The 20,618-nt window shown below is 56.6% G+C and carries 19 protein-coding genes and 1 pseudogene; 10 read left to right on the forward strand and 10 right to left on the reverse strand.

The features are described 5' to 3' along the window. Positions 1-73: 73 nt before the first annotated feature. From V6093_RS21680 to V6093_RS21690, 3 genes are read left to right on the forward strand one after another with little or no spacing between them, the layout of a single operon-like run. Positions 74-640: a YfiR family protein gene (locus V6093_RS21680; RefSeq protein WP_014859459.1), complete on the forward strand. Its 567-nt coding sequence runs from the start codon at positions 74-76 to the stop codon at positions 638-640. Beyond that, positions 637-1,908, forward strand: a complete 1,272-nt coding sequence (locus V6093_RS21685) for a diguanylate cyclase domain-containing protein (RefSeq protein ID WP_047604334.1) — start codon at positions 637-639, stop codon at positions 1,906-1,908. Before V6093_RS21680 ends, V6093_RS21685 begins: the two co-directional genes overlap by 4 nt. A gap of 4 nt (positions 1,909-1,912) precedes the next feature. Then, positions 1,913-2,404, forward strand: a complete 492-nt coding sequence (locus tag V6093_RS21690) for an OmpA family protein (protein ID WP_014754448.1) — start codon at positions 1,913-1,915, stop codon at positions 2,402-2,404. 149 nt (positions 2,405-2,553) lie between these two features. Here V6093_RS21690 and V6093_RS21695 read toward each other — a convergent pair. Then, positions 2,554-2,691, reverse strand: a pseudogene (locus V6093_RS21695) (LysR family transcriptional regulator); the annotation flags it as partial. Between the two features lie 343 nt (positions 2,692-3,034). On the opposite strand from V6093_RS21695, the gene V6093_RS21700 reads away from it, so the two are divergent. Both V6093_RS21700 and V6093_RS21705 read left to right on the forward strand, forming a co-directional pair. Next, positions 3,035-4,081 carry a tyrosine-type recombinase/integrase gene (locus V6093_RS21700; RefSeq protein ID WP_406669828.1) on the forward strand — a complete coding sequence of 349 codons (1,047 nt, stop codon included), beginning with the start codon at positions 3,035-3,037 and terminating at the stop codon, positions 4,079-4,081. Between the two features lie 127 nt (positions 4,082-4,208). Next, complete coding sequence (locus V6093_RS21705; RefSeq protein ID WP_406669615.1) at positions 4,209-6,689, forward strand: SIR2 family protein; 2,481 nt, start codon at positions 4,209-4,211, stop codon at positions 6,687-6,689. A gap of 443 nt (positions 6,690-7,132) precedes the next feature. Here V6093_RS21705 and V6093_RS21710 read toward each other — a convergent pair whose 3' ends face one another. The 5 genes from V6093_RS21710 to V6093_RS21730 form a co-directional block, all read right to left on the reverse strand. After that, positions 7,133-7,765 carry a recombinase family protein gene (locus tag V6093_RS21710; RefSeq protein ID WP_406669829.1) on the reverse strand — a complete coding sequence of 211 codons (633 nt, stop codon included), beginning with the start codon at positions 7,763-7,765 and terminating at the stop codon, positions 7,133-7,135. A 1,174-nt stretch (positions 7,766-8,939) separates the two neighbouring features. Next, on the reverse strand, positions 8,940-9,782 hold the full coding sequence (locus V6093_RS21715; RefSeq protein WP_406669616.1) for a helix-turn-helix domain-containing protein: 843 nt from the start codon (positions 9,780-9,782) through the stop codon (positions 8,940-8,942). A gap of 236 nt (positions 9,783-10,018) precedes the next feature. Continuing rightward, positions 10,019-10,807, reverse strand: a complete 789-nt coding sequence (locus V6093_RS21720) for a phage antirepressor KilAC domain-containing protein (protein WP_406669617.1) — start codon at positions 10,805-10,807, stop codon at positions 10,019-10,021. A gap of 63 nt (positions 10,808-10,870) precedes the next feature. After that, on the reverse strand, positions 10,871-11,512 hold the full coding sequence (locus V6093_RS21725) for an ATP-dependent Clp protease proteolytic subunit (protein ID WP_406669618.1): 642 nt from the start codon (positions 11,510-11,512) through the stop codon (positions 10,871-10,873). A 790-nt stretch (positions 11,513-12,302) separates the two neighbouring features. Then, complete coding sequence (locus V6093_RS21730) at positions 12,303-13,247, reverse strand: LysR family transcriptional regulator (RefSeq protein WP_406669619.1); 945 nt, start codon at positions 13,245-13,247, stop codon at positions 12,303-12,305. Between the two features lie 132 nt (positions 13,248-13,379). On the opposite strand from V6093_RS21730, the gene V6093_RS21735 reads away from it, so the two are divergent. Both V6093_RS21735 and mmsB read left to right on the forward strand, forming a co-directional pair. Further along, a complete protein-coding gene (locus tag V6093_RS21735; protein WP_003251574.1) occupies positions 13,380-14,906 on the forward strand; it encodes a CoA-acylating methylmalonate-semialdehyde dehydrogenase in 1,527 nt (508 codons plus the stop codon). Positions 14,907-14,916: 10 nt separating this feature from the next. Next, complete coding sequence (gene mmsB / locus V6093_RS21740; RefSeq protein ID WP_265978937.1) at positions 14,917-15,804, forward strand: 3-hydroxyisobutyrate dehydrogenase; 888 nt, start codon at positions 14,917-14,919, stop codon at positions 15,802-15,804. 191 nt (positions 15,805-15,995) lie between these two features. Here the strand turns inward: mmsB and V6093_RS21745 are convergent, their stop codons facing one another. Beyond that, positions 15,996-16,340, reverse strand: a complete 345-nt coding sequence (locus V6093_RS21745; RefSeq protein WP_003251579.1) for a cupin domain-containing protein — start codon at positions 16,338-16,340, stop codon at positions 15,996-15,998. 96 nt (positions 16,341-16,436) lie between these two features. Further along, positions 16,437-17,378, reverse strand: a complete 942-nt coding sequence (gene dmeF / locus V6093_RS21750) for a CDF family Co(II)/Ni(II) efflux transporter DmeF (protein ID WP_143495540.1) — start codon at positions 17,376-17,378, stop codon at positions 16,437-16,439. Between the two features lie 71 nt (positions 17,379-17,449). Here dmeF and V6093_RS21755 point away from each other — a divergent pair, with 71 nt between their 5' ends. Next, on the forward strand, positions 17,450-17,725 hold the full coding sequence (locus V6093_RS21755; RefSeq protein ID WP_003251584.1) for a metal/formaldehyde-sensitive transcriptional repressor: 276 nt from the start codon (positions 17,450-17,452) through the stop codon (positions 17,723-17,725). Positions 17,726-17,831: 106 nt separating this feature from the next. Here the strand turns inward: V6093_RS21755 and V6093_RS21760 are convergent, their stop codons facing one another. After that, positions 17,832-18,713 carry a LysR substrate-binding domain-containing protein gene (locus V6093_RS21760; protein WP_014859453.1) on the reverse strand — a complete coding sequence of 294 codons (882 nt, stop codon included), beginning with the start codon at positions 18,711-18,713 and terminating at the stop codon, positions 17,832-17,834. 77 nt (positions 18,714-18,790) lie between these two features. Here V6093_RS21760 and V6093_RS21765 point away from each other — a divergent pair, with 77 nt between their 5' ends. After that, complete coding sequence (locus V6093_RS21765; protein WP_060538256.1) at positions 18,791-19,555, forward strand: sulfite exporter TauE/SafE family protein; 765 nt, start codon at positions 18,791-18,793, stop codon at positions 19,553-19,555. On the opposite strand, the gene V6093_RS21770 is transcribed toward V6093_RS21765, so the two are convergent. Beyond that, positions 19,545-19,859, reverse strand: coding sequence for a putative quinol monooxygenase (locus V6093_RS21770; RefSeq protein ID WP_003251589.1), 315 nt, complete (start codon positions 19,857-19,859; stop codon positions 19,545-19,547). The genes V6093_RS21765 and V6093_RS21770 overlap by 11 nt on opposite strands. Before the next feature lie 163 nt (positions 19,860-20,022). Between V6093_RS21770 and V6093_RS21775 the strand changes: the two genes are divergently transcribed. Continuing rightward, positions 20,023-20,613, forward strand: a complete 591-nt coding sequence (locus V6093_RS21775; RefSeq protein WP_047604343.1) for an NAD(P)H-dependent oxidoreductase — start codon at positions 20,023-20,025, stop codon at positions 20,611-20,613. Positions 20,614-20,618 lie beyond the last annotated feature (5 nt).

The raw sequence follows: 20,618 nt of genomic DNA on the forward strand, positions 1-20,618 counted from the left end.
CAGGCTCATACATTAAAGCGGCCATGTGCTATCGTTGCGCCGATATCGGAAGGGGCTTAAAGGGATTTCCCACATGAACGTGGCCGCAAGGCGAGTGACAAGCTGTGCGCTTTCGCTATTGCTGGCCGTCCTGCTCCTTTCTGCAGGCGCTGCCCGGGCAGACCCCGGCACAACCGCCGCCCAGGCACAGCAACGCGCCAAGGCAGTCACCCAGGTAGTACTGGGTATCTTCAGTTACGCCCGCTGGCCCGTGGAACCCTCTCCTTTGCGCCTGTGCCTGGTCGGCCCGACCGAGTACGCCGACGATCTCATCAAGGGCCATGTCCAGGAGTCCGGCCGGCCGCTGCAGGTGCGGCGCTTGCTGGCAGAAGACACCCAGGTCGCCCAGGCCTGCGATGCCCTCTACATTGGCAAGCTTGACCAGGGCCAGCGGGATCGGCTGTTTCAGCGTATCGGCGGCCACCCGGTGCTGAGCATCAGCGAGGCGGATGACCCCTGTACGGTCGGCAGCCTGTTCTGCCTGCGGGTCAGCGACCAGCAGGTGGCCTTTGAAGTCAATCTCGACTCGGTGGCACGCTCTGGCGTGCGTATTCACCCCAGCGTGCTGCAATTGTCGCGGCGCCGGGCGGAGCAGCCATGAAGCCGACCCGCAAGCGTACCGTGCGCCCGACCCTGCGCTCGGTGCTGGGCCGTGGCCACCTCAGCGTCGCCTTGCTTGCCGTTGGCCTGGCGGGTATCTCCCTCACCCTGCTGGGCGTGCTCGCCCTGCGTGTCTATGCCAACCATAACCTGCAGTTGATCGCCCGCTCGATCAATTACACGGTAGAGGCGGCGGTGGTGTTCGATGACAGCGCCGCTGCCAATGAGTCGCTGGCGTTGATTGCCAGTACCGAAGAAGTGGCCGAGGCCAAGGTCTTCAACAACGAGGGCGAGCAACTGGCGCACTGGCAACGCGACAATACCGGCATGCTCGCGCAGCTGGAGGTGCAGGTTGCCAGCACCTTGCTGGATGAGCCGGTCATTCTGCCGATCGTGCACCAGCAACAGCAGGTCGGGCATATCGAACTGGCAGGCCAGGGCAGGAGCCTGTTGCTGTTCCTGCTCAGTGGCTTGGCCGGTATCCTGTTCTGCACGGTCCTCAGCGCCCTGGCTGCCCAGTATCTGTCGCGGCGCCTGCTCAGCGATATCACCCGCCCGCTGCGTGGCCTGGCCAGTGTCGCCCATGCCGCCCGCCGCGAGCGCAGCTTCGACCGGCGCGTACCAGAAGCGCCGATTGCCGAGCTGAACGAGCTGGGTAATGACTTCAATGCCCTGCTGGATGAACTGGAGGTGTGGCATAGCCACCTGCAGAGCGAAAACCAGACCCTTGCCCATCAGGCCAGCCACGACAGCCTGACCGGCTTGCCCAACCGCGCCTTCTTTGAAGGACGCCTGAGCCGCAGCGTGCGGAATGCGGCGCGTCAGCAGGACCACCTGGCACTGCTGTTCCTCGACAGCGACCACTTCAAGCAGATCAACGACACCCTCGGCCACGCCGTGGGTGACGAGGTGTTGATCAGCGTGGCCGAACGTGTGCGCGCCCAACTGCGCGAGCACGATCTGGTGGCGCGCCTGGGGGGCGACGAGTTTGCCGTGCTGTTGACGCCGTTGCATACGCGCAAGGACGCCGAACACATTGCCGAGAAGATCGTTGCCAGCATGAAGCTGCCGGTGCAACTGGACAGTGGCCGCAGTATCTCCACCTCGCTGAGTGTCGGTATTGCCTATTACCCGGATGACGGCGCTGACCCCGCCAGTCTTCTCAATGCCGCCGATGCGGCAATGTACCAGGCCAAGCGCGAACGCCGTGGCCATTGGCAACTGGCGCAGACGGAACGGTCCGCCAACGAAATCAGGAACAGGAGTTGAACCCGTGATGCAAGCTTTACGTTTTCCGCTTTGGGCCTTGTTGCTCGCCATGCTGGCGCTGACGGGTTGCCAGAGCGCCCCCCCGAAAGGCCTTACCCCAGAACAGATTGCCGTGCTCAAGCGCGAAGGTTTCACCCCGACCGATGAAGGTTGGGCCTACGACTTGTCTGGCAAAGTGTTGTTCGGCAGCGATCTGGACAGCCTCAATGGCCAGAGCCAGGCGATTGTCGAGCGCATCGGCAAGGCGCTGCTCGGCGTTGGTATCCAGGGCGTGCGGGTGGACGGGCATGCCGACTCGTCGGGCAAGGCGGCGTATAACCAGCAGCTGTCCGAGCGCCGCGCGCAAAGCGTGACCAAGGCGCTGGTGGGGATTGGCATGCAGGCGCAGAACATTCAGAGCCGTGGCCTGGGCAGCAGCCAGCCGGTGGCGGACAACCGCACCAGCGCCGGGCGTACCGAGAACCGTCGAGTGTCCATCGTGGTCGCATCCTACTGATCGTCGCCGCTCGGGCTGTCACATATCCCCTGTAGGCGCGGGCGTGCCCGCGAAGCAGGCAACGCGCTGTCTGGCACCGGCTTTGCCGGTGTTCGCGGGCAAGCCCGCTCCTACAGGGGCTGTGTTGCCTTCGGAAATGCGCAGGCCCATCAGTCCTGGGCAAAGCGCGTCTCGCGGGTTTGCCCCATCAACAACGGCGCATTCGCCTCGGTCACCCCGCGAATGTAATCCCACAGCAGGGTAATGCGCTTCAACTTGCGCAAATCCTCCCGGCAATACATCCAGAACGACAAAGAGGGGAAGGGTTAACCCAATGACTACGGGGGTTTAACCACCATGAACACCTCTCCACAGGAGCACCCTGTCACAAGTGCTGTCACAAACCGCACGCTTCCCTTGAGGCCAAATTGCCGGTTGGCGAGTCCGTATCACTACCGACGACACGGAATCTACTACCTACGCCTTCGCGTGACTGGCAGCGTGAACAGGGCGGTGTCTGTCTCTCTGAAGACCACTGATCGCAGATGGGCAATGCAGGCATCTGGCCGTCTCACGGCATCACTTCAATCGTTCCACTTGGATCGTCCTGATGCTTCATGGAACGAGCTGCGGGAGCAGCTGTTGAAATTGGTGAGCAGTACGCTGGTGTCTGCTGACGAAGGCCCCCCACTTCGTCACTGGGGAGACTTGTACCGGAACGTGGCTGTTAACTCGATGCCGGTATCGGCACCGCATGGTGAGGTGATGAGTACGGCAAAGGAGCCGGTGGCAACCCCGATGACCTTCGATATGCTCTCGCAGCTTTACATGGCTGATCGTGGCGGGGACCAGAAGCCCACGACCTTGAAGGAGACGACCTTGTGCCACAAGGTGATTTCCGAGAATTTGGTTGGGGTGGATTTGAGGAACCATACCAGGGCAGACCTAGTAGCGTTCCGGGAACGCCTGTCAGCAGGTCGGATGCCTTCGACAGTGAACAAACTGATCGTGAAGCTTTCGGCTGTCTTTACCTGGGCCGTCGAGAACGGGCACCTGAGCAAGACCTACGACAAGAAGTTGAAGCTCACAAAGGGGGTTGAATCGACCCGTAAGGCTTTTACCCAGCACCAGGTGAGCAAACTGATGGACTATGCAAACGGCCTCCCAGAGACTTCGTGGAAGCGATGGCTGCTCAGCCTGGGAATCATCACTGGCGGGCGGCTGAAGGAGATATGCCAGCTGACTCTGGGTGACGTTGTAACCATGAAGTCTGGCCTTATTGCCATTCACATCAACGAGGCAGGTGAGGGCAAGTCCATCAAGAACAAGCGGAGCGAGCGACTGGTGCCGCTTACTGACGGTGCCTATGGTTTCGACCTAGCAGCGTTCTTGAGGTACGTCGATGTGATCCGCTGCAGTGGGAGCGAATCGCTAGCCCAGATTGGTTATAGGCCGTCGGGCGAATGGGTCAACCAGCATGCTATCCCTGCGGCTTTAGAGGGTACGTATGAACGCGGATTAGTATTCCACTCATTGCGGCATTCTCTAGCTTCATTGATGCAAGCCAAGGGGGTTCCTGTTACTCATGCTCAGGCAGTGATGGGGCATGCGTCAGGAACGGTTACATTCGACACCTACGGCTCTAGCGTGCCTGTCGAGACATTGTCAGAGCTGCTAAAAGGACTGTACCCTCGATGAAACTCCCTGAGCCAATGGCCGAGCCGGCCACCTTCATAAAGCGAAAGGCTTCTAATAGCTTCAGTAAGGATTGCGGCGTCTGGGCAAAATGCTATGATCCAAAAAATGCCATAACAGGGATGCTAGAGTGAAGCAGGCCGACATAGATGCAATAAAAGAAGAAATAGCCCCAGCAGTTAATAGCGGTGAAATTTCACTATTATTGGGAGCTGGGTTTTCGTTTACGAATAGAACCAACCGAGGTCCTTTGCCGGGCGGAGAGGGGTTGCGGGATCTTATATTAAAAGAATGCTCTCGCGCTGCAGGCCCCAAAACCACCTTGAAAGACGCATATGTCCTAGGTGGTCGAGAAATCAACGACTTTAATACCTTCCTTTCTTCTTGCTTTATTGTTGATGATGTTGAGCCTTGGCAAGCAAAAATGTTTCAGTATGCTTGGAGTAGAATCTATACGACGAATATAGATAACGTTCTAAACGTTGCACTTGACAGACAGAACAAGACTGGCAGGCTTGGTGGAGACTTTAAATTCTTCAATTACGCTGATCAAGGGGTTTTGTCTGAAACTATTGGCAGTATTCCAATTGTTACTATCCACGGGACATGCTTAAAGCTCGATCAAGGGTTTATTTTTTCTACGTTAGAGTATGCGAAAGCTTCAACGAGGGTTTACGATTGGCATCGTGATTTGGCGGCAAACCTACTGACTGGTGGCTTAGTTGTCATTGGTAATCAACTCGAAGAGACCGATATTGATACTTATCTTGCGGCTCGAATAAGTGATTACCCCAATTCTGAAGTTCCGGCCAAGAACTGGATAGTAATGCCAAATCCTGACCCAATTAAAGCATCGAATTATGAAGCTAACGGGTTTCGAGTAATCGACTGCACAGCAGAAGAATTCTTCAATCAGTTGTTTTCTGTCGCTTCACCAAAAAGCATTGGTGAAATAATGGCTGATACTGTCCCTCAAATCAAGAAGGTGATAAGCAACGTCCAGTCACTAACTTGGTTTAGAGGAGCTTTTAAACATGTGCCTTCTGAAATTGAGGAGGCGAAAACTCAAGCGGGTATTGTCCGGCACTTTATAACCGGTGCTGATCCTGAGTGGTTCTATCTTTATAATAATGCTCAGGCTTTGATAGGTAAGCATGAAAGTTTAACTGCAACTTTAGGTGGCATGCTTAGAGAAGGTAAGAGTGGTTTCGGTGTGATTCACGTAATCGGGCCAAGTGGTTCGGGTAAATCTACCGCTATCAAAGTGGCATTGCAAAGTCTTTCTAATTCTTATGAATGTATATATGAATTTAATGATAGCTCTGAACTGTCAACTTCATATTTACGGTCTGTGATTGAGAACCTTGGTAATAAGTCGATATTTGTATTCTATTCGGCTGCTGAATACTATTTTGCCGCAACCTATCTGTCAGAAGCACTAGGTGATAAAAATAAGCCCTACTGTTTGTTTGTGCTTGAAGAGCGTAATCATGACCATGAGAGAAATAAAAGGCAATTGATCCTAAGGGAAGATGCTACTTATTTCCATATGGGGAATCTCAGTATGCTAGATGCTGAGCGAATCGCCTTGAAGATTGAGGAGCATGGTTTTGAGTTCGATAACTTCTCTAAGAAGTCTATTGCTGCTAGATCTAGAATAATCTACGATAAAGAAAAGGGTTACTCGGGTGACCTCTTGACTACGTTGTTCTCACTTACGTCCAATGAGAACTTTGAGCGGAAGATTTTTCGTGACTACCAGACTGTACCAGAAGGTCTGGCGAAAAGGGTATTGGATTTAATTGTAATTACTAACAACTTAGGTCATCTGCTCCCGATAAGTTACGTTGCCGGGGCTCTAGATGTTTCAGTGGATTCCGTATTGGCAGAAGTCGATTCTGGCCTTGCAGGAATAGTTTCAAATAACAACAAGACTCTGAAGTTGCGTCATCGTATTATTTCTGAGTTTTACTACAAAAATTGCATTGCTAAAAAAGGAAAGTTGGATTTAATTGTCGACAGTCTAATATTCTTGTCTAGGCAGTTTACGGTTGATGATATTAAGTTCCATCCCCTTGCATATAGGGTTTATAAGGATCTTATATCATATAATTTCCTGTACGAAAGCTACTATCCAGCTTCAACTAGAGACGCCGATACTGAGCGTACTTATCATGAGGTGCAGAAGTACTTCAATCGCGATGGAATTTTCTGGTTGCATTTTGGACGGTACTATCGAAAGACTGGGCGACTCGATGATGCGATAGTTTGCTTCAGAACTGGTCTTTCTTATTATGACTCGTTCCAAACTCGGCATTCTCTTGGCACGGCACTACTTGAAAGCTTCATCGCGTCTAACGGTTGTGAAACTGAAGCGTATGAAGAGGGCGTTTTGTTATTAGACCAAGAACGTATCAGTAGGGGGGATTCGGATGCGTACCCTTGCACTACTATGATTTCCCTTCTGCAGAAAGTCGTGCGTATTCCTAATCACAATACGGACGCTGAGAGTCGACTTAAAACTTGTATAAATATGGGGTTTATGCACTTCCGTGATGACGCATACTTTAACAAAATATTGAAAGGCCAGTTCAACGGTATAGGGCGTTAAGCTATTTCTGCTGGCTAATGTGCTAGGAGGTCTTGGCCTCCTGGTTCGGCCTTCTGGCGTTGCTTAATAGGCAGAAAATCCGCTGCGTACTGTTTAGGCTGGCTCGGTACCTAACGCCCCCATGCTGACTTGCATCCCGTCCCCGTGGCTGATTTCAAAATATCGCAGGCAGCAATAAGCCCCGCTAACGACCGGCTATGAGCGTAATCGCTCTATCGCTGAGGATATGGCTTGTGAGTTGCCGTCTAGCGTCTGAAGCGCTCCTAGCACGCTGTCGTGCGTGGTCACGGAGCCACGTTGACGTACCCACGTACTGACTTCCTCTATGGCCGCTCTTAATGCAATCTGATTGAGATGCAGTAGCTCAAGGGCATCGGCTGCAGTAGCGTTCATATCGTCCATGTGGCGTCCTCGAAGTATGGTAGTTATCGAAGCGTAGGGGATTACGACGCCTTGGAGGAGATTTCTTTCTTGATCCGGTACACCGTGGCTACTCCCACCTCAGCCAGCTTGGCTATCTCTTCCATGGTGTTGCCATTACGCTTGAGCAGGGCAGCTACCTGATCCCACTTCTTCTGGTTACGGCCTTTGCCGCCCACCTTCTCGCCACGGGCACGCTTGTTGTCCAGACCCTGCTTGATACGCTCCACTCGCTTCTCTTGATCCAGGCGGGCCATCGTTGCCATTAGGTCCACCAGCATCTCGTTGATAACCAGCATTATGCGGGTGCCGATATCACCGTCATCGCGCAGAGTTAACATCTGGTGAGTGGTCGGCATATCAGCTACAACCAGACGCAGTCCCTTGGACTTGATCGTGGTTTTCAGGGAATCCCACTCGGCCATCGTCAGGCGAGACAGGCGGTCTACCGACTCCACTAGCAGTACATCACCAACAGAGGCAGTGGCCAGTAGGCGCGACAACTCAGGACGCTCCAGCTTGGTCCCACTGATGTTCTCTGCATACACGTCGGCTACTTGCAGGCTCTTGCCTTGGGCGAAGTCCAGAAGAGACTGCTTCGCTCGCTCTGCGTCCTGATCAGTAGTTGAAGCACGAAGGTAGAGGTGGGCCTTGATCATGGTTTTATCCTTTGCCACGACATTCGATAGCCTAATGATAAACTATCATTTAACCAGTGATCAACTGATGAATGATAGGTTAGGGCGGCTCTCTAGCGCCATCTCGGATAGCTATAGCCAAATGAGAGGGTCGCTCTGGCTGCTCCCGACCCACCGGGAGCTTTTCAGCACGCACAGTGACGGGTTGAAGGAGATAGCTTGGCTCTTAAGGGCTTCGAGGATGGCTCACTTTCGATCCATCAACGGACGTAGGCTCCTTACCCTATCCCTGGACCGCTTCAGGTTTGAGGCAGTACGCCGGGCAAGCTTGTTATCAGGAACTTGGCAAAGCCGGAATTCCGGCTTTGAAAGCAATACGGAGTGGTGTATCAGCAGATTTGCTGGCACCCCTCCAAGGGCTGTAGTGAAACTGGCATACACCGGACGGCAGGGCACTGTAGTTAAATCCTGACTAATTAGTCAGATATTATATCAAGGGCGTGATTCGCTTAGCACCGCCACCAGCAATCCCGCGAAAATAGGTGCTTCACCGGGTGTAAGGGTATGCCAGCACCGACACTGTCGCCCGATGGGGGTTAGATAGTGGTTAGTTCTGTGATTAGTAACCGTAGGCTACACCTGCCGGGGAGATGATGTATAAGTGAGTTATCTTGGCCTGGCACTCACACCCGCTAGCGGGGTATTAGCAACTCTGCTAGCACTCACGCCTGTATAGAGTATTGAGTTGCTGAGTTCTATGGTGATGCACCGTCACACGATAATACACCTATGCCGCTCGGCATGGTTAAAGCAAGGGCAAGAGTGGGGGAGGGGCTCTGCTCGCCCTTGTTCCTCCCCTCTGCATAGAGTTTTTATTCTTGCCTCACGGCATGTTTGTAGCAGGGGGCAGGGCGGAAAGCCCCAAGCTTTTGATTTTCACCTTGCAGATATATGGTGACGTTCCGTCACGTCGTAATAATTTCTATTGTTCTCAGCAAGGTTAAAGAAAGATCAAGAGCAGGAGGGGCTTTCTTGCCCCTTCTCTTCTCTGCTTCATAGAGTTGTTATCCGTGCCTCGGGCACGGTCTCTCCTACTGTGGCGTCTACGCCACTAATGGGAAAATGGTCAGGTATCGAGACTTCGGTGTTATATGCGTTAAGAGGTAAGGTTATCCCTTATATATATCTGTCGCTAATTACCCTCGACTGACCCCTCTATTTCATTTGTTCGGGGGACTTGCTTCCATTTCTTGACCGTGTTCTTGGATATGCCAAGCGCGTTGGCGATGTTCTTAATCGGAACCTCAGCCTTGATCATCATCAGTGCCTGCTGCTTCATCGGGTGTTCATTGCTAACAACGCTTGCAGTCGTTGGCTGCTGTGGCAACCATAACGCATTGAAATCCACTTGTACGTCGATGGATTGAAGAATCTGCGGGTGCCGTTCAAGGTACAGGGCAATGCCTCGTAAAGCTGTTCTCGCTGCTTCAATTACTCGTTGTAGTTGTCGAATGCTCATTGGTCGAAGCTCATGGTTGAGCAAGCAATTTGCTGCTGCCGCTGTCGAGATGACAGAGAGGCGCAGCACTTTATTTACGTCAGAAAGAGAGACGCTGTGCTTTCCGCTGATGACCCCTGGCCCTGTATATATAGCTCCGAATACGATGTCATCTAGCCAAGGGGTTGAGCGTTCCTCGAACTTTAGAATGCACAAGGCAGGTGCTAGCAGGTTTTGTATAACTTGTGGCTTGGGGCCGCGAGTGGAACTATGGCTGGTTTCTACCACTTCTTCCTGAGGGAATAGCTCGAAAACTGGGGCGAGCTCAGTTGAGTTGTGCAAATTGTTGAAAGGTGCCAGCGGTGAGACAGTGCCATCGTGTTCTGAGAACCAGTTTTCACTTAGCTTTACTGGTGTGCCTGCACTGTAATGAGTTGGCGTTGATAGATAAGGAGTTGTGGTGTATCCACCGTAGCACTCTCCGGTTGCGGTGTCGTATATGTATCCTTCGATTATTCTAGTACGAGCTTCTGCCACCTTGCTGCGGAGTAGGTCAAGAGAGCACGTGGTTTGTGGGTCGGGGTTGACGTATGTATTGATTGGGTCACTTCCTTGTATGCGATTTGAGTGTATAGCGTTGGGTTTCGAGAATAAGAGCGTGAGATGGCTAGCTTCGCGACGCTAGCCATTTTTAAACATGTGCCAAGGTGCCTAGAATAAACTTGGTGTCTGTCATGCTCAGCCTTACTTGATCAAATCTCAGTTGGCTTTTGTTAGGCAGCGAGTTTGTTCGGCAACAGTCCTTCTCGGCGAAGCAGCTTGCCGATGTAAATTTCACCTTTACCGGTTACCATGGTCTTATTGGTTCGGTGAATACCGCTAGGGGTGATATGTACCTTTCCCACAACCACGAAGTGTCCCGAGTTGATGTGCCGCTGGTAAGGCGAGTGATGCCTGTCCGCCATCAGTACGTTGCTATGTCGTAATAGTTTGAAAAGTGTGTTGCGACCAATGCCATACTTCTTAGCTACCTCACTTACCGTCTGCAAGTTAGAAGAGCCTGCAACTGCGTCATGGTACTCGACCTTTGGCGCGTCCCTTTCGACTTTGTGGATCAACTGTGCGTAGTTACCTGCCATGCAGTGAGCTTGCTCAATGATGGTTTCCAGGTAGGTGCCTGGATTGCCCAGCACGTATTGGGCAGCATTCTCATGTACTGCTACGCCGTTTGTCGCAAGGAGGTCGTACGCCCGGATTACCTTCAAGTTATACTCGGGGCTGATCCACATTGCGTAGTCGTACACTAGTTCTTTTGCTACATAGGTGCCGCCATTGCGACCGGGCTTGGTTTGCAAAGGGTACGATTCTGTACCTTTAGCTAACTCGCTGATTAGCTCTTCTGCTTGGCGTACCCATAGTGTCGGTTTGTGGCGGGGTTCACCGCCAGCAGCCTTATGGAAGTCGTTTAGACAGTATCGTCCTTCATGGTCTCGGCGTACAACAATGTCGCCGATGTGAACTGTTGTGGTCTGATAGTCTGTGATGCTGATTACGTTGCTCATTTTATATTGCGTTCCTTTTTACTTAAAAGTCAGCTAGGGCTGACATGTTTCCTTGTGTGGCTGTTAAGCGGCTTCCTGTTGTTCCCAATACTGCAAGATTTCTTCAATCTTTCGGGCTTTAGAGGTCTTGCGGTATTCCTTCAGTAGCGGCATGCGTTCCCGCAGATCATCTGCAAAGAGGTACAAGTCTTTGCCGTAGTCTAAGGCTTCGATCATTTCATCTTCCCAGAGAAAGCCTTGGTATGTCCGTTCGAGCCATTCCCGGTTGAGTCGCTCCGTGTATTCCACTCTCGACCGGATGTCAGACTCTTTGCCGTAGCCTGGGGAGTAGGAGCAGGCATGAACCATCATGGTGCTACTGTCGTAAATTACCCAGTCATCGGCTTGTAGGGCTATGGCAGACGCAGCTGAGGCGCAAGTCATGCCAATCTCTACAGTGATGTGGGCTTCGCATTCATCCATTCGGCGGCAAAGATAGTCGCAAGTCTCCAGGCTTCCGCCAGGTGATGAGAGTTGGACATATACTTGGTCTTCCTCTCCCGCATGGGCGAGGATGTGGACTAACTCGCCATACTCTTGGATTTCGCCAATAGGGCCGGTGAGTGGTACGACGTACTGTGTCGAAGCTCGCTGCTTGGCAATTATGTTCTTTGGGCGGTAAATGCTACCGAGTTCTACGAGTTCGTTGTTGGCTTGGTGTTTCATCTAGTTGTCTTCCTTTGCGGATTTCAGGCAATAGGTGGCCGTCGCTCTTATGTGAGAGCTAGTGCAAGTGTGTGCACCTATTGATAAACATTGGTGGTGCTGAAGTAGGGTTCTAGTGCTAAGTTAATTCATTTATCTTTCCTGTGGGCGTTTTTTGGGCAATAGGGTGCCGTAACGTAAACTGTGAGTTTCGTCGGACTTATAGTGTAAGTGGGCCGAGTTGGGGTACTGGCTCTATACTAAGCCAGCTGTGCTGGGCTTTTCTCTTAGGTCATATAGTTGTTCTCTAGTGGTGGTTTACGGCGTTTTACGGGCACGGACTTATCTTGCGATCATGGCATGGCAGTTGCTCGAATAATTTAAACTAGGGCTGATGCGGCTGAGATGGTTAAATCTCGGACACGACAAAACCTCCGTGCTAACCATTCATCGTTCTGACGAATCTGCAGGGAGGTTGGTGTTGCAGTTGGCCAATGCGGGCCTGATTTATCACCGTTGACTTGGCGATGAGCGGCACATTACGTGGGTTCTTCCGGCCTGTCAACAGGTTTCTTGAAAGAAAGCGCCATTGGCCCTGACTGACTCGCCATCCTGAAGCCTGCCCAAGTCGAGCAGGGCAGGATGCAGATGAAGCACGCGAAGACTGCTGGTGTCCGAGTTCACGCTACTACCTGTGTGGGAGGGGCCGTTCCGAAGTGTCACAAATGCTGTCATAACCCCTGTCACAAGTCGTTGCCATGGCCCTGTTGCGGTGAGTAGGATGAGGCACCCTTACTCCTTGTCGATCCGGCTACGCAAAGCGCATCTCCCGCGTCTCACCCATCAACAACGGCGCATTCGCCTCGGTCACCGCCCGGATGTAATCCCACAGCAGGGTAATGCGCTTCAACTTGCGCAAGTCCTCCCGGCAATACATCCAGAACTGCCGCGTCACCTCGATCTCCTCCGGCAACACCGTGACCAATCGCGGGTCCTGCGCGGCGAGGAAGCACGGCAATATTGCCAGCCCACGCCCCTGCAGCGCTGCCGTGTACTGCGCGATCACGCTGGTACTGCGCAAATGTGCGCTGGCGTTGGGGATCAGGTTGGCCAGGTACAGCAGCTCGGAGCTGAACGCCAGGTCATCCACGTAACTGATGAAGGGGTGTTTGGCCAGGTCCGTCACCTGGCGGATCGGCGCGTGGCTGTCCAGGTAGCCCTGGGTGGCATACAGCCGCAGGCGGTAGTCGCACAGCTTGCAGCACACATAAGGCCCGTGCTCGGGCCGCTCCAGCGCGATGACGATGTCCGCCTCACGCTTGGACAGGCTGATGAAGTGCGGCAGCGGCAGGATGTCCACCGAAATCGCCGGGTAGGCGTCGACGAAGTGGCTTAGCTGCGGCGTGATGAAAAAGCTGCCAAAGCCCTCCGTGCAGCCCATGCGCACATGGCCCGACAACGCCACCCCCGACCCGGACACCTGCTCGCACGCCATGTGCAGCGTGCTCTCGATCGATTCGGCATAGCCCAGCAGGCGCTGGCCCTCGGCGGTCAGCACAAAGCCGTTGGTGCGCGACTTTTCGAACAGCAAGGTGCCCAGCGCACCCTCCAGCGAGCTGATGCGTCGCGACACGGTGGTGTAGTCCACGCTCAGCCGTTTGGCGGCACTGCTGGCCTTGCGGGTGCGAGCCACTTCGAGGAAGAACTTCAAATCGTCCCAGTTGAGCGCGCTCAGGGATGTGAGGTCTTTTTGCATGATGATCCGGTTTTTTTGTGCGTTCTTGTTGGATGTTTGCACATCTATACTCGAAACAAGCCTCAGGACGCCACCCCGCGTTTGCCCGGCGCTGGCGATCTCGTCCCGACAACAATTCCAAGGAGAACGCAGATGAACGCACCGCAATCCCCTAACAGCACCAAGGTCGAGCAGGTCAAGCTGCTGATCGACGGCCAGTGGGTCGAGTCCAAAACCACCGAATGGCGTGACATCGTCAACCCGGCCACCCAAGAGGTGCTGGCGCGCGTACCGTTCGCCACCGTCGAGGAAGTCGATGCAGCCGTGGCCGCTGCTCACCGCGCTTTCCAGACATGGCGTAACACCCCGATCGGCGCGCGCATGCGCATCATGCTCAAGCTGCAGGCGCTGATCCGCGAACACACCAAACGCATTGCCCAGGTGCTCAGCGCCGAGCAGGGCAAGACCCTGGCCGACGCTGAAGGCGATATCTTCCGCGGCCTGGAAGTGGTCGAGCACGCGGCGTCCATTGGCACCCTGCAGATGGGCGAATTTGCCGAGAACGTCGCCGGCGGTGTCGATACCTACACCCTGCGCCAGCCGATCGGCGTATGCGCTGGCATCACCCCGTTCAACTTCCCGGCAATGATCCCGCTGTGGATGTTCCCTATGGCCATTGTCTGCGGCAACACGTTTGTGCTCAAACCGTCCGAGCAGGACCCGTTGTCGACCATGCTACTGGTCGAGCTGGCGCTGGAAGCCGGCGTGCCGGCCGGTGTGCTGAACGTGGTGCACGGCGGCAAGCAGGTGGTGGATGCCATTTGCACCCACCAGGACATCAAGGCGATTTCCTTCGTGGGCTCTACTGAAGTCGGCACGCACGTTTACAACCTTGGCAGCCAGCATGGCAAGCGTGTGCAGTCAATGATGGGTGCCAAGAACCACGCGGTGGTGTTGCCTGATGCCAACCGCACACAAACCATCAATGCGCTGGTGGGTGCTGCCTTTGGCGCGGCGGGCCAGCGCTGCATGGCGACCTCGGTGGCGGTGTTGGTGGGCAAGGCCCGCGAATGGTTGCCGGATATCAAGGAGGCTGCCAGCAAGCTCAAGGTCAATGCTGGCTGTGAACCGGGCACCGACGTTGGCCCGGTGGTATCCAAGCGTGCCAAGGAGCGTGTGCTGGGCCTGATCGAAAGCGGTATCAAGGAAGGCGCCAAGCTGGAACTTGACGGCCGTGACGTCAAGGTGCCGGGCTACGAGCAAGGCAACTTCGTCGGCCCAACCCTGTTCTCGGGCGTGAAGACCGACATGCAGGTGTATACCCAGGAAATCTTCGGCCCGGTGCTGGTGACCCTGGAAGTCGATACGCTCGACGAGGCCATCGCCCTGGTCAACGCCAACCCGTTCGGCAACGGCACCGGCCTGTTCACCCAGAGCGGCGCTGCGGCCCGCAAGTTCCAGAGCGAAATCGATATTGGCCAGGTCGGCATCAACATCCCGATCCCGGTACCCGTACCGTTCTTCAGCTTCACCGGCTCGCGGGGTTCCAAACTCGGTGACCTCGGGCCTTACGGCAAGCAAGTGGTGCAGTTCTACACTCAGACCAAGACCGTCACGGCTCGCTGGTTCGATGACGACAGCGTCAACGACGGTGTGAACACCACCATTAGCCTGCGCTAAGGAGTACGTCATGCGTATCGCATTCATCGGCCTGGGCAACATGGGCGCGCCCATGGCCCGCAACCTGATCAAGGCCGGGCATCAGCTGAACCTGTTCGACCTGAACAAGGCCGTGCTGGCCGAGCTGGCAGAACTGGGCGGGCAGATCAGCTCCTCGCCCAAGGACGCGGCGGCCAACAGCGAGCTGGTGATCACCATGCTGCCGGCCGCAGCCCATGTGCGCAGCGTGTACTTGAGCGAGGACGGCGTACTGGCCGGCATTCGCCCTGGCACGCCGACCGTTGACTGCAGCACCATCGACCCGCAGACCGCACGTGATGTGTCCAAGGCCGCAGCGGCAAAGGGTGTGGACATGGGGGATGCGCCGGTTTCCGGTGGTACTGGCGGTGCGGCGGCCGGCACCCTGACGTTCATGGTCGGCGCCAGTACCGAGTTGTTCGCCAGCCTCAAGCCGGTACTGGAGCAGATGGGCCGCAACATCGTGCACTGCGGGGAAGTCGGTACCGGCCAGATCGCCAAGATCTGCAATAACCTGCTGCTCGGCATTTCGATGATCGGCGTGTCCGAGGCCATGGCCCTGGGTAACGCGTTGGGTATCGATACCAAGGTGCTGGCCGGCATCATCAACAGTTCGACCGGGCGTTGCTGGAGTTCGGACACCTACAACCCGTGGCCGGGCGTCATCGAAACCGCACCGGCATCGCGTGGCTACACCGGTGGCTTTGGCGCCGAACTCATGCTCAAGGACCTCGGTCTGGCTACCGAAGCGGCACGCCAGGCACACCAACCGGTGATTCTCGGTGCCGTGGCCCAGCAGTTGTACCAGGCCATGAGCCTGCGAGGCGAGGGTGGCAAGGACTTCTCGGCCATCGTCGAGGGTTATCGCAAGAAGGATTGATGCAAGAGGTGGACTTCATCGCGGGCCAGGTGGCCTTCCCTCTGTAACTGCGCACCAGAGGGAAGGGCGTCTGCTCCGCGATTTTTTTGTCCACGCTTACAGGTATTGCGCGGCCGTTGTAGGCGCGGGTTCACCCGCGAATGCTGCAGAAGCCTCACCGCCGCATTCGCAGCTAAACCCGCGCCTGCAGGTCAGGCGAAGACGAAATACTTACGTACAGTCTCGACCACTTCCCACGTACCTTTCATGCCCGGTTCGATCACGAACACATCACCCGCCTTCAGGTGCTTGGGCTCTTCGCCTTCCGGGGTGATGATGCAATAGCCATCGAGGAAGTGGCAGAACTCCCATTTATCGTAGTTGACCTCGAACTTGCCCGGGGTGCAGATCCAGGTGCCCATGATCTTGCTGCCGTCGGCCGACAGGTAGGCATTGAGGTTGACGGTGTGCGGATCGCCGCCAATGCGCTTCCACTTGGTGGCGTCCACGACCGGCGTCGGGCAGGTTTCGCGCAGGACGGTGATGAAATCGGACATGGCACAACTCCTGGTGACTGGCTGAATGACGGGTCACCATAGGCCCAACGGCCGCGCAGCAGTTGCCTGGGCTCGACGTCCAGGTGTCTGGTCGCGCTATGGCAGGCGGTTTACCTCGACAGTGATGTGCGCCAACTCTTCGTGCACGGCCAGGGCCTGGCGCACGCCGTCGGCATTCAGTGTGGCCTGGGTGGCCAGGCCAAGAATGCAGGCGTACTGGTCCCTGCCCACCCGCCAGACATGCAGGTCGGTGATACTGGCCGGCGCCGGCAATTGCGCGACCACTTCGCGGATTTCCGCCACAACCGGGGCGTCCATCTCGGCGTCCAGTAACACTCGCCCGGTATCGCGCAGCAGGCCACGGGCCCACAGCGCGACCAGCAGCGCACCGACGAGGCCCATCGCTGGGTCGAGCCAACTGGCGCCCCAGAACTTGCCGGCCAGCAAGGCAGCAATGGCCAGCACCGAAGTGGCGGCATCGGCCATCACATGCAGGTAGGCCGAGCGCAGGTTCAGGTCGTGGTGGTGGTGGTGGTGATGGTGATGGTGATGATCGTGGCTGTGAGGGTGATGGTCATGATGATGGTCATCACGTAGCAGCCAGGCGCAGATGAGGTTGACGGCGAGGCCCGCCACGGCAATCAAGATCGCCTCGTCATAGTGGATCTGTCCCGGCACCAACAGCCGTTCCACCGACTGGAACGCCATCAGTCCGGCCACGCCCAGCAATAGCAATGCGCTGGAGTAGCCGCCGAGAATTTCGATCTTCCAGGTGCCGAAGGCAAAGCGCCGGTCACCTGCATAGCGCCGAGCGGCAGCGTAGGCCAGCAAGGACAGGCCAAGTGCCAGGGCGTGGGAGCTCATGTGCCAGCCGTCGGCCAGCAGCGCCATGGAGTTGAAGTACCAGCCTCCGGCAACCTCCGCCACCATCATCACTGCGGTCAGCCAAACCGCCAGGCGGGTTTTGCGCTCAGCGCCCAGGTTGCTGGTGTGGAACTGGTGGCTGTGCTGCCAGCGGTCTGAGGTTTGTGTCGCCATGGTTTATCATGCTCCCGGAAGATCGAGAAAAAATACTATACCCCAGTATACCTAGCATGGCGTGAAACCCAATGGCACATACCCTGAAGAGCAAGAAGCAGCTGTTGACCCGGGTGCGCAAGATCAAAGGCCAAGCCGCCGCCCTGGAGACGGCGCTGGAGCAGGACAAGGACTGCCTGGCGATCCTGCAGCAGATCGCTGCCGTGCGCGGCGCGGTGAACGGGCTGATGGCCGAGGTGATGGAAGGGCACATCCGCGATCACCTTGTGGCGGACGGCCTGAGTGCCGAGGAACGGCAGGACGAGGCAGACAAGGTGGCGGCGTTGCTGCGTTCTTATCTGAAGTAGGAGGTCGCCGTACCCTTTCACGAATACCCCAGGGGGGTATCAATACCTTCACGGTCCGAGCGGTACGCGAACGAGTTTGTGGAAGCAGGCGTGCCAGCGAAGGCTGTCAGTGGATAAGGGCGGATACCAGTCCGGCGGCATAGCCTGGTAATGCCGCGAAATCCCGCGCGCACACCAGCAGCCGGCGGTTGGCCCATGGCTCCTGCAGCGCCACCCAGTGCAACGGCAGCATCCCTTGCCAGCGCTGCACCGCTGCCAGCGGCACCACCCCGATTCCGGCCCCGCCCGCGACCATGCGGATCACCCCATCAAACCCCTCTGCTCGTACCCGAACCTGCATGCGCTGCCCCTCGTGCAGCGCTTGCTCTTCCAGGTACAACCCCAATGCACTGCCGGCCCCCAGGCCGACATAGCCATGGGCCAGGCTGTCGACGAAACTTGGCGCCAGCGCACTGGCCAGGGGGTGGCCCTGTGGCGTCACTAGCACCAGCGGGTCGTCTCGAAACGGCCGGGTCTGCAGGTGCTCGTTGGGGGCGGCTGTGGACACGATGCCCAGGTCGGCCATGCCTTGGGTAATTGCCTGCACGATGCGCAAACTTGGCAGTTCTTGCACATCCACGCTGACTCCAGGGTTTTCAGCCAGATAGCTGGCCAGCAGTTCGGGCAAGTATTCGGTCAGCGCTGCGGTGTTGCACAGCAGGCGCACTTGGCCTTGCTGCCCTTGCGCGTACAGGCCCAGGTCGAACTGCAGGCGTTCGACTTGCTGTGTTATCAGCCGTGCATGCTGCAAGAGTGCCTGGCCAGCCGGCGTTGGTTGGACGCCACGGCGGTTACGTTCCAGCAAGGGAATGCCCAGCGATGCTTCCATGGCGCGGATGCGCGCACTGGCTGCTGGCAGTGACAGATGGCTGCGGCTGGCGCCGGCGGTGATGTTGCCGCACTCCAGGGTGTGCTGGAACAGCTTGAGGTCGATCAGGTCGAAATGCATGTGGCTCTGTCCTGGCAAGAGGCTGGCTGAGTATATGGCAGATTCTCACGTTGCCCGGGGCACGGCATCATCGGCCCATGACTACCTTGCTCGCGTTTTACCAGAACATTGGCCCGGCACTGTCGTTGCTGGTTGTACTGACCTTTCTGCTGGCGGGCGCAGTGAAGGGGGTCATCGGCCTGGGCCTGCCCACCATTGCCATGGGCCTGTTGGGCCTGGCTATGCCACCTGCGCAGGCTGCCGCGTTGTTGATCGTGCCCTCGACACTCACCAACCTGTGGCAGCTGGCCAGCGGCGGGCATCTGCGAGGGTTGTTGGTCCGCCTGGGGCCAATGCTGGCATTGATCGTTGTCGGCACCTTGCTGGGCAGCGCCTGGCTGGGAATCAACAGTGGCCCCTGGGCTGTGCACGCGCTGGGGGCCGCCTTGCTGGTCTACGCGTTGTATGGGGTGGTCGGCCCGGGCCTGCAGGTGGGCCCGGGACACGAGCGCTGGCTGGGACCGCTTTGCGGGCTGGTCACGGGTGTGGTCACGGCGTCGACCGGAGTGTTCGTGATGCCAGCGGTACCTTACCTGCAGAGCCTGGGCTTGAGCCGCGAGCAGTTGATCCAGGCCCTGGGCCTGTCGTTTACGGTGTCGACCCTGGCCTTGGCCCTAGGCCTGGCCGGGCAGGATGCCTTGGGGGGCCAGGCGTTGGGGGCGTCGCTGCTGATGCTGGCGCCGGCTTTGCTCGGCATGCTGGCGGGCCAGTGGCTGCGTCAGCGGATCAGCGCGCTGCTGTTCAAGCGTTGCTTTTTCATCGGGTTGGCCGCACTCGGCGTCCATCTGCTGATCAACGGCTAGCGGACGAAGCGCTGAGCATGTCGACCCTCTGGATATCGAAATCGCGCTCCAGGTAATCCATGCGTTTTTCGAAGAAGGCAGCCATGTGCGGGAGGGCCGAGTGCACGTCCAGCGCGGCCTTGTCGGCCCACACTTCGAAGAACACAAACAGGCTCGGGTCCTGCTGGTCGCGCAGCATGTGGTATTCGATGCAGCCGGGTTCCTGGCGGCTTGGCTCGACGTAGGGACGGAACAGGTTTTCGAACGCATCAGCCATTTCCGGGCGGGTCTTGGCTTTGAGGATAAAGGCGAACGGCTCACTCATGGGGCGCTACTCGGTGATGGGGGGTGACGCTATTCTACGGCAATAATGTATTGCTCATTCGTGACTTCTGGTCAATTGTATTTTGCCCCGTCACCGCTGTATCCCGCCCCCGCGAGCCTCTAACCTGCTGGCATCAATTTTTGACTCGGCCGTGGAGGCCAGCATGAAAAAGATCCTTCTGCTCAATGGTGGTAAACAGTTCGCTCACTCCGAAGGCCGCCTCAACGCGACTTTGCACGAAGCGGCCATCGCTCACCTGGACCGCGCCGGCTTCGATGTGCGCCAGACGTTCATCGATGGCGGCTACGATGTCCAGGAAGAGGTGGAGAAATTCCTCTGGGCCGATGTGGTGATCTATCAGATGCCCGGCTGGTGGATGGGCGCGCCGTGGACCGTCAAGAAGTACATCGACGACGTGTTCACTGCCGGCCACGGCAGCCTGTATGCCAATGATGGCCGTACCCGTTCGGACCACTCGCAGAAATACGGCAGCGGTGGTTTGGTGCACGGCAAGCAATACATGTTGTCGCTGACCTGGAACGCGCCGCAGCAGGCGTTCGATGACCCCAGCGATTTCTTTGAAGGCAAGGGGGTGGATGCCGTGTACTTCCCGTTCCACAAGGCCAACCAGTTCCTGGGTATGACCGGCCTGCCGACCTTCCTGGCTGTGGATGTGATGAAGCGCCCGGATGTGCCGGCGGCACTGGCGGCCTACGAGGCGCATCTGGACAAGGTGTTCGGCAAGGCGATCTAATCCGG

It is taken from the genome of Pseudomonas putida group bacterium ESBL64 (genome assembly GCF_045277175.1).
In the GTDB taxonomy this organism is placed as follows: Bacteria; Pseudomonadota; Gammaproteobacteria; order Pseudomonadales; family Pseudomonadaceae; genus Aquipseudomonas; species Aquipseudomonas alloputida.

Coding starts and splice junctions, on each gene's coding strand:
- V6093_RS21680 (WP_014859459.1), top strand. CDS start 74: ATGAACGTGGCCGCAAGGCGAGTGACAAGCTGTGCGCTTTCGCTATTG.
- V6093_RS21685 (WP_047604334.1), top strand. CDS start 637: ATGAAGCCGACCCGCAAGCGTACCGTGCGCCCGACCCTGCGCTCGGTG.
- V6093_RS21720 (WP_406669617.1), bottom strand. CDS start 10,807: ATGAGCAACGTAATCAGCATCACAGACTATCAGACCACAACAGTTCAC.
- V6093_RS21725 (WP_406669618.1), bottom strand. CDS start 11,512: ATGAAACACCAAGCCAACAACGAACTCGTAGAACTCGGTAGCATTTAC.
- V6093_RS21730 (WP_406669619.1), bottom strand. CDS start 13,247: ATGCAAAAAGACCTCACATCCCTGAGCGCGCTCAACTGGGACGATTTG.
- V6093_RS21735 (WP_003251574.1), top strand. CDS start 13,380: ATGAACGCACCGCAATCCCCTAACAGCACCAAGGTCGAGCAGGTCAAG.
- mmsB (WP_265978937.1), top strand. CDS start 14,917: ATGCGTATCGCATTCATCGGCCTGGGCAACATGGGCGCGCCCATGGCC.
- V6093_RS21745 (WP_003251579.1), bottom strand. CDS start 16,340: ATGTCCGATTTCATCACCGTCCTGCGCGAAACCTGCCCGACGCCGGTC.
- dmeF (WP_143495540.1), bottom strand. CDS start 17,378: ATGGCGACACAAACCTCAGACCGCTGGCAGCACAGCCACCAGTTCCAC.
- V6093_RS21755 (WP_003251584.1), top strand. CDS start 17,450: ATGGCACATACCCTGAAGAGCAAGAAGCAGCTGTTGACCCGGGTGCGC.
- V6093_RS21760 (WP_014859453.1), bottom strand. CDS start 18,713: ATGCATTTCGACCTGATCGACCTCAAGCTGTTCCAGCACACCCTGGAG.
- V6093_RS21765 (WP_060538256.1), top strand. CDS start 18,791: ATGACTACCTTGCTCGCGTTTTACCAGAACATTGGCCCGGCACTGTCG.
- V6093_RS21770 (WP_003251589.1), bottom strand. CDS start 19,859: ATGAGTGAGCCGTTCGCCTTTATCCTCAAAGCCAAGACCCGCCCGGAA.
- V6093_RS21775 (WP_047604343.1), top strand. CDS start 20,023: ATGAAAAAGATCCTTCTGCTCAATGGTGGTAAACAGTTCGCTCACTCC.